Annotated in this window: 10 protein-coding genes; 5 read left to right on the top strand and 5 right to left on the bottom strand. The window is 62.6% G+C overall.

The features are described from left to right. A complete protein-coding gene (locus tag SANT_RS11490) occupies positions 1-1,134 on the top strand; it encodes a mandelate racemase/muconate lactonizing enzyme family protein (RefSeq protein WP_025422440.1) in 1,134 nt (377 codons plus the stop codon). 122 nt (positions 1,135-1,256) lie between these two features. Continuing rightward, positions 1,257-2,204, top strand: coding sequence for a 2-hydroxyacid dehydrogenase (locus SANT_RS11485; RefSeq protein ID WP_025422439.1), 948 nt, complete (start codon positions 1,257-1,259; stop codon positions 2,202-2,204). Between the two features lie 231 nt (positions 2,205-2,435). Here the strand turns inward: SANT_RS11485 and SANT_RS11480 are convergent, their stop codons facing one another. After that, complete coding sequence (locus SANT_RS11480) at positions 2,436-3,431, bottom strand: alpha/beta hydrolase (RefSeq protein ID WP_025422438.1); 996 nt, start codon at positions 3,429-3,431, stop codon at positions 2,436-2,438. Between the two features lie 114 nt (positions 3,432-3,545). On the opposite strand from SANT_RS11480, the gene SANT_RS11475 reads away from it, so the two are divergent. Further along, entirely contained in the window at positions 3,546-4,457 is a 912-nt protein-coding gene (locus SANT_RS11475) for a LysR family transcriptional regulator (RefSeq protein WP_025422437.1), read from the top strand. Here the strand turns inward: SANT_RS11475 and SANT_RS11470 are convergent. Together SANT_RS11470 and SANT_RS11465 are read right to left on the bottom strand one after the other, a co-directional pair. After that, positions 4,454-5,410, bottom strand: a complete 957-nt coding sequence (locus SANT_RS11470; protein WP_148296277.1) for an alpha/beta fold hydrolase — start codon at positions 5,408-5,410, stop codon at positions 4,454-4,456. The genes SANT_RS11475 and SANT_RS11470 overlap by 4 nt on opposite strands. Positions 5,411-5,623: 213 nt before the next feature. After that, positions 5,624-6,826 (bottom strand): MFS transporter, encoded by a 1,203-nt coding sequence (locus SANT_RS11465; protein WP_051440160.1) that lies wholly within the window; start codon positions 6,824-6,826, stop codon positions 5,624-5,626. 199 nt (positions 6,827-7,025) lie between these two features. On the opposite strand from SANT_RS11465, the gene SANT_RS11460 reads away from it, so the two are divergent. Together SANT_RS11460 and lhpI are read left to right on the top strand one after the other, a co-directional pair. After that, positions 7,026-7,664 (top strand): TetR/AcrR family transcriptional regulator, encoded by a 639-nt coding sequence (locus SANT_RS11460; RefSeq protein WP_420480342.1) that lies wholly within the window; start codon positions 7,026-7,028, stop codon positions 7,662-7,664. A gap of 575 nt (positions 7,665-8,239) precedes the next feature. Further along, complete coding sequence (lhpI, locus tag SANT_RS11455; protein WP_025422433.1) at positions 8,240-9,160, top strand: bifunctional Delta(1)-pyrroline-2-carboxylate/Delta(1)-piperideine-2-carboxylate reductase; 921 nt, start codon at positions 8,240-8,242, stop codon at positions 9,158-9,160. Positions 9,161-9,750: 590 nt separating this feature from the next. On the opposite strand, the gene SANT_RS11450 is transcribed toward lhpI, so the two are convergent. Further along, complete coding sequence (locus SANT_RS11450; protein WP_237234610.1) at positions 9,751-11,196, bottom strand: short-chain fatty acid transporter; 1,446 nt, start codon at positions 11,194-11,196, stop codon at positions 9,751-9,753. Between the two features lie 123 nt (positions 11,197-11,319). Further along, positions 11,320-14,733 (bottom strand): molybdopterin-dependent oxidoreductase, encoded by a 3,414-nt coding sequence (locus SANT_RS11445; protein WP_025422431.1) that lies wholly within the window; start codon positions 14,731-14,733, stop codon positions 11,320-11,322. Positions 14,734-14,791: the final 58 nt, after the last annotated feature.

The raw sequence follows: 14,791 nt of genomic DNA, 5'->3' as shown, positions 1-14,791 counted from the left end.
ATGAAAATCACAAGCGTTACCACCCATTTATTGTCGGCCAAGCTGAGCCAACCTTTTGCTTATTCGCGCGCGCGCTACGATACCCGCACCGCGATGCTGGTGGAAATCATGACCGATGAGGGTATTACCGGTTGGGGCGAGTGCTACGGCCCGGCGCGCATGACCAAAGCGGTAGTGGATGAGCTGGCGGGGATGATCATCGGCAGCGACGCGCTTAACAGCGAATTCATTTGGCAGGATCTGTACGCCCGGCTGCGCGATCACGGCCAAAAGGGGCTACTGATTGAAGGCCTGAGCGGTATCGATATCGCGCTTTGGGATATCCGCGGTAAATATTTTAATGTTCCCGCCTACCAATTATTGGGCGGCGCGATGCGCACCGAAGTGCAGGCGTATGCGACCGGCCTCTATCGCCGCGATAGCGGCGATCCGCTCTCCTACCTGGCGGAAGAGGCGGTAGGCTATGTGGAGCAGGGATTTAAGGCGATGAAGCTCAAGGTGGGGTTCGGCGTGCGTGAGGATATCCGGGTCACCCAGACCCTGCGCGACACCCTGGGGCCGGATGTCGCGCTGATGATCGACGCCAACCACGCTTACGATGCCGTTGCGGCGATAGCCCTCGGTCGCGCGGTGGAGGAATTGGATATCGGCTGGTTTGAGGAGCCGGTGCCGCCGGAGGACCTGGCCGGCTACCGGCGGGTGAAAGAGGCGATTGCCATTCCGCTGGCGGGCGGCGAGTGCGAGTTTACCCGCTATGGTTTCCGCGATGTGCTTAGCACCGGCGCTATGGATATTATCCAGCCGGATATCTGCGCCGCTGGCGGCCTGACGGAGTGCAAAAAGATAGCCGACATGGCCCAGGCGTTCGGCGTTCGCACCAACCCGCACGTGTGGGGCAGCGGTATTGGTATCGCCGCGTCGCTGCAATGGATGGCGCTGATCCCTACCCAAACGCCGCTCTCGCTGACGCCGGTGCAGCCGCTGCTGGAGTTCGACCAGACGGAGCATCCTATCCGCCAGGCGATTTTGCAACAGCCGATCGTACACCACCATGGGCGGGTGGCGATCCCCTCAGGCCCAGGGTTGGGTATTGATGTCGACCGCCGCGCGCTGGCGGCGTTCGCCGTGGCGTAGGTCTTGAGTCCGCGCGGCGTCGCCTGAGGTAGGCTATAGGCGTGCTGCGGCGCCGATGCGGATAACGTGCGTCAAGCCTGCACGTTGCGCGCGGGCGGCGACCACCAACGGGAGAGAAAGCGGTGACCAAAACTTTACATGTGCTAATTGCGGCAGAAACGTTGCCGGCCTCATTACTCGACGCCGTGAAGCGCACCTATACCGTTAGCACCGGCGACGCCGCGCGCGATCCCGCCTGGAGTGCGACGTACGGGGCGGAGATCGATGTCATTTTAACCAACGGCGTCACCGGGGTGACGGCGGAGTTGCTGCGTCGGTTGCCCAAGGTAAAACTTATCGCCAGCAACGGGGTCGGCGTCGACAAAATCGATCTCGCGGCGGCGCGCGCGCGCGGCATTGTGGTGACCAATACGCCATCGGTGCTTAACGATTGCGTTGCCGATCATGCCATGGCGCTGTTGCTGGATATCTCACGACGGGTAAGCGAGGCGGATCGCTACGTGCGCGCCGGGCTTTGGCGTACGCGCGGGCGTTTTCCCCTCGGCACTAAAATCGGCGGTAAAGTGTGCGGTATCGCCGGGCTCGGCAATATCGGGCGGGCTTTTGCCGCGCGCGCGGCGGCGTTTGGCATGGATATTCATTATTACAACCCGCATTCTCAGCCGGCGGTGCCCTATAGACGTCACGACTCTCTGCGCTCGCTGGCCGCCGCGGCGGATTATCTGGTGCTGACGCTGCCCGGCGGCGACGCGACCCGGCATGCGGTGGAAGAGACGGTGCTGGCGGCGCTCGGACCGCGAGGCTACCTGATTAATGTCGCGCGGGGAAGCGTGGTCAAAGAAAGCGCGTTACTGGACGCGCTAGACAGGCAGCTTATTGCCGGGGCGGCGTTGGATGTCTTTGCTGATGAACCGAACGTCCCGCCGGCGCTGCTGGACAAAGCCAATGTGGTGCTTAGCCCGCATATCGCCAGTGCGACCCGGGAGACTATGGCGGCTATGGCCGATTTGGTGCTGCAAAATCTGCACGCCTTCGCCCGCGGGGAAGCGGTATTGACGCCGGTCAACTGACCGCTACGCCTGGGCCGTGGGACCACAAGACCGACACCAGCGGATTGGCCGCCGGCGTAAACACTCGGTTCCTCTGCCGCTATCCGGGCGGTGCTGCCGTGCCAAAGCGCCGGCGTAAACACTCAGCCCCTCTGCCGCTATTCGGGCGGTGAAGCCGTGTCAGAGCGCCGGCGTAAGGTAAGACGCTCTGCCTTCTCCCGTAGATCGCGAGGCTATGGCGGGCCGGGGAGGTTATCGGTCGGCCTGGGTACCCAGAAGAAACGCGGCGGCGTTGGCAATGGCCCGTTCCGCCTCGGGGAGGACGTCCGCGCACAGATGCCAGACGTGAAACATCGCCGGCCAAACCTCCAGGGTGACGCGGACGCGCTGCTCGCCAAGCCGTGCCGCCAGCCGCAGGGCGTCGCTTAGCATCACTTCGTTTTCGCCAACTTGAATCATCACCGGCGCGATACCGCTGACGTCGGCGAATACCGGCGAGGCATCGGGATGGGTGGCGGCTACGGCACCGAGATAGTTGCGCGCCAAGAGATTGAGAAACGCGACGCCGCAGAGGGGATCCCGTCCTTCCCTGCTTACGGCGGATCCCCCGCTCTGGCTGATATCGGCCCAGGGAGAGAGCGCCACACCGCCCGCCGGCTGCGCCAGACCGGCATCGCGAATTTTACGCAGCAGCGTCACCACCAGCGCGCCGCCGGCCGAATCGCCCGCGAGCATGATGGACGCCGGTTCGGCGCCGTCCGCCAACAACGCGCGATAAGCGGCAAACGCATCGTCGATAGCGGCGGGAAAGGGATGCTCAGGGGCCAGCCGGTAGTCGGGGATGTACACTTGGGCATTAAGCCGCCGGGCGAAACGACCGCCCAGCCCGTGATAACCGCGGCGGCCGCCGCTGGCATAACCGCCCCCGTGCAGGTAGAGCAATACGCGCCGCGCGTGCGGTTGCGACCGTGGAGCGAGCCCGGTAGGTTGGCCGGGCCGCGGCGGGGTAATAAACCCTGCGGGCTGCTCGGCTTGCGACGGGGTGATAAGCGAGGTGGGCTGCCCGGCCAGCATCGTGTCGGCAATATGCACCGCCGGCGGCGCGGGGAAGAGGGTCGCAAGCGCCGCAAGATAGTTTTCACGCGCCTCGGGCCAATCCGCACCCGGCTCGCCCTTGAGCGCGCGTTCAAGGGGCGCGGCGCTGGTGCGCCACTGTTCTAAAAGACGGTTCACAGATTCGCTGTACATCGATAATGCCTCCAAAGGATAATTACATTCACGTGATGAACTATAAATGTTTCATTGGTGAATTAATTTCTACACAGTGGCCGCGTGGCGTCCCGAAGCGGTGGAGGAAGCGAAATGGAGATAACCAGCCTACAGGCGTTTATTGCGGTGGTGAAGGCGGGCAGTTTTGCGGCGGCGGCCAAAAAGCGCGGGCTGACGCGTTCCGCTATTGGCAAATCTGTCGCAAAACTGGAGGCGCATTTGGGGGTACGGCTGTTTCACCGCACGACGCGCAGCCTGACGCTGACCACGGACGGCCAGCTGTTTTATGAACGCTGCGCACAGGCCATACAGGAGCTGGCCGAAGCGGAAGCGCTGATAAAACAGGAGAAGCCGTACCCCAAAGGCACGCTAAAGATCACGCTGCCGGTCACCTATGGCCGCGTGCATATTCTACCGGTGGTGAGCGACTTTGTTCGGCGTTGGCCGGAAGTCGACGTCGAAATCAATTTCAGCGATGCCGTTAGCGATCTGATTGAAGAGGGGTTTGATTTGGCCATTCGCCTCGGCAAGCCCCCCGCCGATACCTCACAATTGATTATCAGGACGCTCGCCCGCTACAGCAGCCAAATGGTCGCCGCGCCCGATTTTCTGGCGGCGAAAGGCATGCCTCCTTCCGTTGAGGCGCTTGACGGCTATGATCGACTGATGTACGGCACGCGCCGTGCGCCGCTGCCCTGGCAACTGCGGATGCCGGACGGCGACTTACACACGGTGGCGGGGCGGGAGAAGGTCTATTTTGATAATGCTGAAGCGGTTCGGGATGCCGCCCTGGCCGGTATGGGCATCGCGCTACTGCCGGAATTTATCACGCGGGCGGCGGTGGCTGATGGCCGCCTGGTCCCCTTATTCAGCGAGTGCCGCACGCGCGATGTCACGGCTTACCTTATTTATCCCAGCAAAAAACATCTGGCCGCGCGGATCCGCTGCTTCATCGATGTGCTGGTGGCGGAGCGGGGAGACGCGGCCGTCCGCTCACCGGCTTAGCGCGCCAAAAAGTCCACTACCAGCGGATTGAGCGTCGCGGGGCACTCTTCCGGTAGCCAGTGGCCGCAGCCGGGCAGGACATGGCCCGTGACCCGTGTGGCATAGTGGCGCATCTGATCGACCTGAAATTGCCCCATGCCGCCATGGCCGCCGCCGCCAATCGCCATCACCGGCATGGGCAGCGGGTGTTGCCCCAGCACGGCGTTTTGCGCGATTGAGATGTTGAGCGCGCGATAATATTCAAATGATGCATGCAGGCTGGACGGCTTGGCATAGGCGGCCGCGTAGCCGTCCAGGAGCTGCGGCGTAAACGCCGCCTGGCGGGTGGCGTGGGAGCGGATAAAATGCGTCAGGAACGTTTTTTCATGACCGGCAATTAGCGTTTCAGCCAGATTGTCGCCGGCGGCAAAGAAGCTGAAATGCCAGACCAGCGATTCACCCTGCGGCGAGAAAGCCGGGAAGTCATACAGACGTTTATCCGGTATCGGCGCTTCCATAAATACCACTTTATCGATATGGCGCGGGTGTTTTACCGCCAGCGGATAGGTATTCCAAATACCGATATCGTGGGCCACCAATGAGAAGGGTTGCCCTTGGCTAGGGTGTAGCGCCAACCGGTAAAGAGCGTCGGCGATCGCTGCGCCGGAATAGCCGCTGACGGGCGGGGCGGAATCGCCGAGGCCGGGTAAGTCCACGGCAATCACCGTATGCTGCGCGGCCAGCAGCGGCATCAGCGTGCGCCACTCGTACCAGGACTGGCCGAAGCCGTGCACCAGCAAAACCAGCGGTCCCTGTCCGCCTTTGACATAATGTAACCTGACATGATTGATGGTCTGATAGGCGGACGTAAAACCGGCCGGCGGTAAAAAGCGGTCCTGGGCTGCCGCCGGCGCGGCGAACAGCAGCGCGGCGCTCAGCAATGCGCCATAGCAGGTGCGTATAAGGGTTATCATCGTGTGCTCTCCTGTCGTGGAGCGGCGGCGTCCGGCGCTTGGGTGAAGACAGGGCCCAAGGGCGGCGACCGGCGCCTGAATAATTAAAGACTTCCGACGCGATACTCCGCATCAGGGTAACGACGGCTGTCCAGCGCGAAGCGTCGCGCCAGGGTGAATCCGGTTGCCGGCGCGATATTCGCGTCAGGGTTACAGGCCGTTTCTGGCGTAACGCTAGTGGCGCCGGCCCGCGACAAAGCCGTGGGCCGAAGCGCGCCAGGCGATAGCGAGGCCTGTCAGGACCAGTAGTATGACCACCGGCGGGAACGTACTGACGCCGCCGTGCGTCAGCAGTAGCCCGCCCGCCAGGCCGCCCAGAGCGATGGCGCTGTTCCAGGTCACGACATTCAGGGACAGCGCCACATCGGCACTTTCCCCCGCCGCATCGGCCAGCGCGGTTTGCAGCAGCGTGGCGGCGCCGCCAAACGTCAACCCCCAGACGGCGACGCCGGCATACATCAGCACGGGGGAGACGCCGTTCAGCGCAAAAACCAGCGCGGCCAGGGCAAAGCCGGACAGCGACGCCAACACCGCCCGGCGCAAATGGCGGTCGATCACCCGCCCGGTAATGACAATCCCCGCCAGCGCCGCCAGGCCGAATATCAACAGCACGCTATCTACCCGGTTCGCCAGCCCGGCGGGTGTCACCAAGGGGGCAACGTAGGTGTAAAGAATGTTATGCGCCAGCATCCAGGTGAAGACCACCGCCAGCACCGCCTGGACGCCGGGGTTGCGCAGCACCGTGCCCGGCCGCGCCTGCCGCCGGTCCCGCTGGCCGGGAAAGTTGGGTACCGCCAGTACAATCCACGCCATCAACAGCAGCGACAGCAGCGACATGGCGGCGAAACTCATGCGCCAGTCCAGGAGGGTGCCGAGCCAAGTGCCGATCGGTACCCCCAGCGAGAGGGCCACGGGGGTACCGATCATGGCCAGCGCCATGGCGCGGCCCTGCTGCGCCGGCGGAACCATTCGCCGGGCATAGCCCGCCAACAGGCTCCAGGCCAGACCCGCGGCGGCCCCGGCCAGAAAGCGGGCCGTCAAGAGCACCGCCACCTGGGAGGTTACCGCCGTCAAGGCATTGAACAGCAGAAAACCGAGAACGGTCGCCAGCAACACCTGCCGGCGCGGCCAGGTACGGGTGACGAGGGTCAGCGGTATGGCGGCGATAAGCGAACCGGCGGCATAGGCGGTGACCATCTGGCCCGCCAGCGCGGGGGAGATATGCAGGCCGGCGCCGATTTGCGGCAATAGGCCGGCGGGCAACGTTTCGGTCAGAATGCAAATAAAGCCGGTCATGGCCAGCGCCAACAATGCCAGAACGGGCAGTGCGCCCTGATCTGCAATACGGGATGCCTTAACCGAAGGCCATTGAGTCATCATCATTACCTTTTGTATCAATTGGTATAAATATAAGGTATACGCTGCCGCGCCGGAAAATCCCCAGCCGAAGAACGCGGTGACGCGGCGGAGAAGGTTACTTATATATCGAACGGTATAAATATATGACCGACCGTAGGTTGTCAATCTTTTATGTATCGATTAGTATAAATAAGTACCTTTAGCCTGGAGCGCAATAATGAGAACGGGACGGCCGAGGACCTTTGACCGGGAGGCGGCGGTGAGTCAGGCAATGCATCTTTTCTGGGAGCATGGCTACGAGTCGACATCGCTGGCGCAGTTGAAAGCCGCCATCGGGAGGGGGATCACCGCTCCCAGCTTTTACGCGGCTTTTGGTTCCAAAGAGGCGCTGTTTCGCGAAGCCGTGGATCGCTATCTCACCACCTACGGCCGTGTCACCGACCCTTTATGGCAGGCGGAGCTGCCGCCGCGCGCCGCCATTGAAACTGCGCTGCTGCGATCCGCGCGCATGCAGTGCGAGCCGGGGCATCCGCAAGGGTGTATGGTGGCCCTCGGCGTCATGACGGCCTGCTCGGCGGCCAATAAGCCGCTGATGCAGCCGCTGGCGGACTCCCGCCAGCGTACGCGCAGCGGCTTGCAACGCTGCCTAGCGCGGGGCGTAGAAACGGGTGAGCTGCAGCGCAACAGCGATATTCCAGCGTTGACGGTGGCGTTCGATGGCTTCTTGCTGGGCATCTCGACGCTGGCCCGCGATGGTATCCCTCTGGCGGCGATAGAGGGGGGCATCACGCAAATCATGAGCTTATGGGACAACAACCGGGCGGCTAACCCACCACGCCAGGCCGCTGGTCAGTGAGCGTCATGCCGGTATGGCGGATATGTCTTACGGTGCGCCGCCGCAGGGGTGATGGGCCATGGGGTACGGAAGAGTGGGCGTAAGCGTACTTCATGGCGCGTCAGCGCAGGGGTAAAGCGAGCAAGGGGGAGTGCGAATGAATAAAGGTGCGTCAGCGCAGGGGTAAGGCGCGCAAGGGTGAGTGCGAATAAGGGTGCGGCAACGCAGACGGCGTAAAGGCTTTTTCCCGCTTATCCGTTATAAGGCCATCGGGCCGGTACAATTAGACTTTAGATGTCGCCACGGTGACCTCTGCCGCCATTAGGGTTCGTTTAAAAACCCGTTATTTTTTTTCAACGCAGCTCTAGGTGATGCCGTTATTTTTTCGGTCGCCCATAGCAGCGAGGACAATGGCTGAAAATAACGGGAAGGCTATTTCACCAACCTCCGCCGGCATCATTGCGCAACCTGCCCTTAGCGCCGACATCGGGTTATTTCAGCGCGCCTTTCGGGTAATTTTGCGGGAAAGGAACAATGAAATGCGTTATTATGCAGACTACCTTGCACTATTTACGCCACAGCCGACAGGAAAGAATATGACCCCAGATCCCTATCAGGTCTTCGACCGAAAACAGACCGCCGATTTATTGCCGTTTAAACCTCTCGTCGAGGCTTTGCGTCAGGCGGTAGCCGATTATACCGCGGGACGGATCCTCAGCCCCGAACGCATGGTGGTGCCGCTGAACAACAAAGGGGTCATGCTCAGTATGCCCGCCGTCGCGCCGGATTTGGCGATACACAAATTGGTGAATGTGGTGCCCGATAACCGCCAGCTCGGTTTACCCACCCTTCACGGGCAGGTGGCGGTGTTTGATGCGCAAAATGGCGTGCCGCTTTTTGTGCTAGATGGTCCAGAAGTGACCGGCCGGCGGACGGCGGCGGTATCCATGCTTGGCATTATTGCGCTGCTGCCCGAGCCGCCGCGGGAAATCTTGCTCATCGGTAGCGGAACGCAATCCCGCTATCATTTACTCGCTATCGCAGCGTTGTATCCCGCGTGCCGGGTCTGGGTGCGCGGGACCAGCGCGGCGCGTGCGCAGGCGTTTTGTGATGAACTGCGCCCGCTGCATGGCGATCTTCACCCCTGCGTCAGCGACGCCATACCGGACAACGTGTCGGTTGTCATCACGCTGACCACCAGCCAGCGGCCGGTATATAATGCGGCCGCGCGGGCGGGGCTGTTGATTATCGGCGTCGGCGCCTTCAAACCGGAAATGGCGGAAATAGGCGCGGTGACGCTGTCCGGCAGCGATATTTACCTGGACGATCCCGACGGCGCCAGGCATGAGGCGGGGGATTTGATTCAAGCCAATATCGACTGGCGCGCCACCTTTTCCCTGGCCCAAGGGTTAACCGCACCACCGGAAAGCACGCGTCCCATCGTCTTTAAAACCGTCGGCACCGCCGCCTGGGATTTAGCCGCCGGACGCGTCGCAAAACAGCGCTTGGGTAAGTAACGCGTCACTGGGCAGATAACGGCGGCGGCAAACGTCGCCGCGCTAACCTGTCACGGCGCAGCGTTGTCGGCAGCGAGGGGGCTGACTGGCGCCCCCTCGAACCCCTTTGGCCCGTTTTCTACGGCCGAAAAAAGGGCGCCGCGTATTCAATGGTGACCAACATCGCGTGAGAAAAACGACGCCGCAACGTTCGCCATGGGCGCAGTGAATAGAATTCTGCTGAATGCGCTCTTTGCACCCGAATAGACGTGGGTGAGCCTGCGGCGATGCGGTAATAACGTCTGAGCGTCGCGCGTCGATGCCAAAAATAGCGCTTTTTTGTCGCAACGTTGCCGACAAAATAGCGTCTCGGCGCTGTCGGGTAACGCCATGAAATAGGCATGCGCCGTTAACGAGGTTTATCCGCCGGCTTTGCCGCCGATCGCTAATAAAATAGCGATGTATCAGCATCAGTTAACGCAGAAAATAACCTCTACCCGCTACGTCACGGCGGGAGAAAATAGTTTCCCGCCGTCTTATCGCGCATTATGCGCTAGAGGTTAACTCCACTGTGGCGCTTTTTCTGTTGCATTATTGCCGCGCAGGGGCGCTTATTTCGCTGGCACCATAGGCGGCACGTAATGAAAGGTGGCGGTGAAAAGCCACAGCAGCAATAACACCAGGGGAAGGTGGACAATAAGCTGGGTGAAGGTGAAGCCGACAATATCCCGCGCGCGTAGCCCCAATACCCCCAAAAGCGGCAACATCCAGAACGGGTTGATGAGGTTCGGCAGCGCTTCGGCGGCGTTATACACCTGCACCGCCCAGCCAAGATTGACGCGCAATTCGTTTGCCGCCTGCAGAACATAGGGCGCTTCGATAAGCCACTTGCCGCCGCCGGAGGGAATAAAAAAGCCCAGCACCGCGGAGTAAATCCCCATCACCGCCGCATAGGATTCGGAGGACGCGACCGAGACAAAGCCCGACGCCAGCAGGTGCGAGAGGGTCTCGCCGTCGGCATTAACGGTCTTGGTCATAATGAAGGCGATCCCGCCGTACAGCGGAAATTGTATCAGCACGCCCGCCACGGAAGGTACCGCTTTGGAAAAGGCGCGGATAAACCGGATCGGCCGCCAGCAGAGTATCATCCCCAACGTCAGAAACAGAAAGTTATAGGTGTTTAAGTTGGAAATCACCAGTATCGGGTTGCTGCTGGTGAATTCCGTGTACAGCCACAGCACGCTCAACAGCGCCAGCAGAAGGGTCACCAGCGGTGAGTATTCCAGCCATTCCCCCGGCCGTTGCGGTTTGTTGACCGCCATGCTGGGCTCGGTCAAGTCCACACCCAAATCGGCGGCGGTGCGGATGCGCGCCCCGGTCGGCGCCGAGAGGTAGGCCACCCACAGCGAAATGATGATCAGGATGAGCGTCATCAGCAGCGATTGCCAGGTAAAAATCGTGTCGGTAAAGGGGATAACGCCGCTTATTTCCAGCAGGCCGGTGGGCAGACTGGCGGGGTTGGCCATCAGTTGCGCCGGCGCCGAGCTGATACCCAGCGCCCAGGTCGCGCCCATGCCCAAATAGGCCGCCGCGCCCGCCGCGCGATAGTCCATGGTCAGATCGGCGCGGCGCGCCATGGCGCGCGCCAGCAGGCCGCTGAAGACCAGGCTGATGGCCCAGTTGAACAACGAGGAACCGAGACTAACGGCGGCAATCAGCACCACCGCGCCCTTGGCGCCGCGGGGCAGGGCGGCGAGGCGCATAATAAGCTTGGCGGCCGGCGGCGAAACCGCCACGATATAGCCGGAGATGGCCACCAGCGCCATTTGCATCGTAAACGGAATCAGACTCCAATAGCCATCGCCGAAGCCGCGCGCGGCGCTCGCCAAGGGAACACCCATCGCCATTGCCGCCAGCACCACCACCACCACCGCCAGCGCCGCGAAGACATAGGCTTCGGGGAACCATTTTTCCGACCAGTTACTCACCCCGATGGCGATGTTTTCCATCCGCCCGGAGGGGGGTTTTGCTCTTTGCACCTCGGTTCTCACATTCATGGCTTTGCTCCTCTTATCCTCACTGTAGCGTCATGTTATTGCGCCGGGCGGTGCCTATACCGCGGGCGGTTATCGGCCCGCCAGGCGCGTTTGTTATGTGCAGTAGGGTTGACCTCTAACGGGTCATGCATCCAGCGTCAGGTCGCTGATGGGGATCGCCTGACAGGTTAAGCAGGTGTCGGGTTCATCGGGCGCGGCGGCATGCAGGTGTTTCACCTCGCCTTGTAAAATACGGACAGCGCAGCTTTCGCACTGGCCCACCCGGCAACCGCTCGGTAGCGGGATGCCGAGTCGTTCAGCGAAGCTCAACAGCGGGCCGGATTCGCGGGTCCAGACGTGCCGTTGTCCCGAGCGCTGAAAATGGATGTTAAACGGGCGATCGCTTGCGATAACCGCGGCGGCCGGGGCGCGAAACGCTTCTTGAAAGATAGCGAAACGCGCGACCCCCTTGGCCAGCAGCTGTTCGGTGATGGCGGCCATCATCGCCGGCGGGCCACACAAATAGTGCAGCGCGCGACGGGCGAAATAGGCGTCCGCAACCAGGCTCACATTAAGCCGCCCCTCGAGGGCGGGCTCGGCGGGGTGGTGGCTGTAGCGATGGATGATGCGTAGTCCGGGCAGGTGTGCCTGCAGCGCCGCGATACGCTGGTCAAATGCGTGGCTCAGGGGATCGCGGTTGGCATAGAGCAGCAGTATCTGGGCGCGGGAGCCGGCGTCGGCCGCGGTTTCCAGCGCGCTTAAAAACGGGGTAATACCGATACCGCCGGCGTAAAACACCAGCGGGCGCGGCGAGCGATAGGGGATGACGAAATGGCCGCCGGGGGCCATCAGCTCCAGACGATCCCCCGGGCGAAGGTGGCGATTGATAAAGGCGGAAACGGCGCCTTCCCGGCTGTTGCCTTGGGCATCGGTCTCCTTTAAGTGGCGGACCGCAATGTGATAACACGCGGCGTCTGGTGCGAGCGCGGAGCCGATAAGCGAATAGGCGCGGACGGCGAACACCGCCGCTTCGCCGGCGGCGTGTTCTTCCCCATTGAGCGCGACGCGCAGCGTGACGTGCTGGCCCGGCTGAAAGGCGGGGACGTGGCCGCCGTCCGCCGGCGCCAGCGTCACGCGGGTCACATCCTGGCGCTCTTGGTGCAATTGCTGGACGATAAACGGCCGATAGCCCTGCCAGCGGGCGGGCGCGAGAGCGTGGGAGACTTCACGCGCCACATCACAGGCGAACGCCCGCAGCGGTGTAGCGCCGCTGATGGGGTCGCGCCTGGCGCCGTCGACGAGGCCGTTATAGTGACTATTACCCTCACCCTGCAGAGGCATGCCCGGCTGTCCCAAGGGGACGCAATCCTGCCACCAGCCGAATTCCCCCACCAGGACGCCGGGATGGAGCGAGTCGCGCAGCCGGGCGCGGAAGCGGGCGCTGCCGAGACGGGTGGTGACGCGGACCCAATCCTGCTCCGCGATACCTTTCTGCCGCGCCAGGGCGGCGGCGATCTCGATGACCGGATCGGCCGCCTTGCGCCGGAGACTGGCGAGGCTGCGATGCTGGCTGTGGCAGAAAAAGCCGTTTTTCGCGCTGGTTAATACATAAGGAAAGCGGGTATCCGGCTGCGTCAGCGTCGCGTCGTCAAACGTCGGCAGCGGGGGATAGCCGTGTTTTAGCAACCGTTCGCTGTACAATTCGACTTTGCCGGTTTCGGTCGCGAAACCGATTGCGCGGTAGTGCCGTTCACGCGGTGCGACGGGGACCGTCACGCCCCCCGGTTGTGCGCGCAGGCAGGCCACGGTGAGCCCGGTCGGCGCCAGCATCGCGTTCCAGCCTTGCTCCAGCGTCCCGCCAAAAAAGGTCTCCTGTAACCCCAGCCGGTTCGCCAGGGCAAAAACGATGTCGTTATCCGAGCGGGCTTCACCGCGCGAGGAGACCATCTGCGGGCGCAGTTGGATCAGCGTTTCAGCGCGGGAAGAGATTTCAAACCCGATACGCAGCCCCTCCCGCTCCCAGGGGGTGTTGACGGGCAGCACGATGTCCGCATAGTGGGCGCTGGGGTTGAGGAACAGATCGCAATGCGCATAAAACGGCAGCTTGGTCAGGGCCTCGACCCCCAGCGCGGTGTCGCCTTGAGAAACCAGAATATTGGTGCCGAAGGCCAGCATCCCTTCGATGGCATAGGGTTTGCCGGTCAGGATCGCTTCATACAGATCGCGGCCGGCGATCCAGCCCTGCGCCGGCGGACCCAGCGGGCGCTCGGCGTAACCCAGCGCTTTTTCCCGCTGACGCGGGTCGATGAGATCGAGGCCGTTAACCGGCCGGTAGGGCGGTTTGGCGAAAATGCGGTTACCGCCTTCGGCGTCGAAACTGCCGGTCAGGGCATACAGACAGGCGATGGCTCTGTCGGTTTGGGTGGCGTTAGTCTGCTGCGCGACGCCGGACCAGGCGTGGTAGGCGACTCGGTGGGCAGCGGCGAGCAGATCGGCCGCGCGGCGCAGATCGTGGGTCGATACCCAGGTCAGCGCGGCGGTGCGCGCCGGCGTATAGGCGGCACAGGCCCGGGCGTAGAGCGCAAACGCCGGTCGGCACGTGAGTGTCGCAGTGTCGGTGGCGAGGTGAAAACGGCCACGCAGCGCCGCCGCCGTCTCGTCCCATTCGCCCTCTACCGCCTCCAGCCGCGGCAAGACGCGCACCGCATTGGCGTGACGGTCCCAGTAGGTTAAGGCGTCCGCCGGTTGCAGGCCAACGTCGCCCGCGCGTAAAAATTGACCGTTGTCGTCACGGACCAGGGCAGGGGCGTTGGACCAGCGGCGGATAAACTGCGCGTCGAATTCGCCGTCCGCGAGCAACAGATTGGCCAGCCCCATGGCCAGCGCAGCATCGGTACCGGGCCGGATGCGCAGCCACACGTCGGCCTGTTGCGCCAGGGCGGTTTCCCGCGGATCGATGACCAGCAGCCGGGCGCCGTTGCGGCGACCTTCGCCGATGGCATGGGCCTGCGCCAACCAGGTATTGGCGGGATTGTGGCCCCACAGCATGATAAGATCGCTATGGGGGTAATCCGCCGTCGGCATGCCGCAGCCGAAGGTGAACGTATGGGCGACGTCTTTATGCCAGTTGCAGATTTCCGTAGCGTAACAGGTGTTGGGGCTGCCGTAGCTGCGAATCAATCGCTCAATCCAATCGATACTGTCGCTGAGGGGGGTGCCGCTGGGGGTGGTGACGCCAAAGGCGAAAGCGTGCGCGCCCGAGCGCGCTTTTATCGCCGCCATTTGGCCGGCCAGTTCCGCTAATGCCTCATCCCAGCTTATCCGCTGCCAGCCCGGATCGGCCGCGCCTTTGGGCCGCGTACGGCGCAGGGGATAGCGCAGCCGCTCACTGCTGTCCACCAGCTCCGGCGCCGCTTTGCCTTTCAGGCACATCGCCTGCCCGGTAGGATGGCTGGCGTCCGCGCTGACGGCTATCAGGCGGTCGTCTGCAATATGATTAAGCGTACCGCAGCGCGATCGGCAGAGCGTGCAGTACCCTTTAACGACCTTGCCCGTCATGATGCGCCTTCCCCGTGATGTCGCCATAGACCTCTTGCGAAGCTAAGGAAAGCGCGTC

Source organism: Sodalis praecaptivus, from assembly GCF_000517425.1.
Lineage (GTDB): Bacteria > Pseudomonadota > Gammaproteobacteria > Enterobacterales > Enterobacteriaceae > Sodalis_A > Sodalis_A praecaptivus.
The sequence above is the reverse complement of the archived record's forward strand: the minus strand, read 5'-3'. Positions and strand labels throughout refer to the sequence as shown.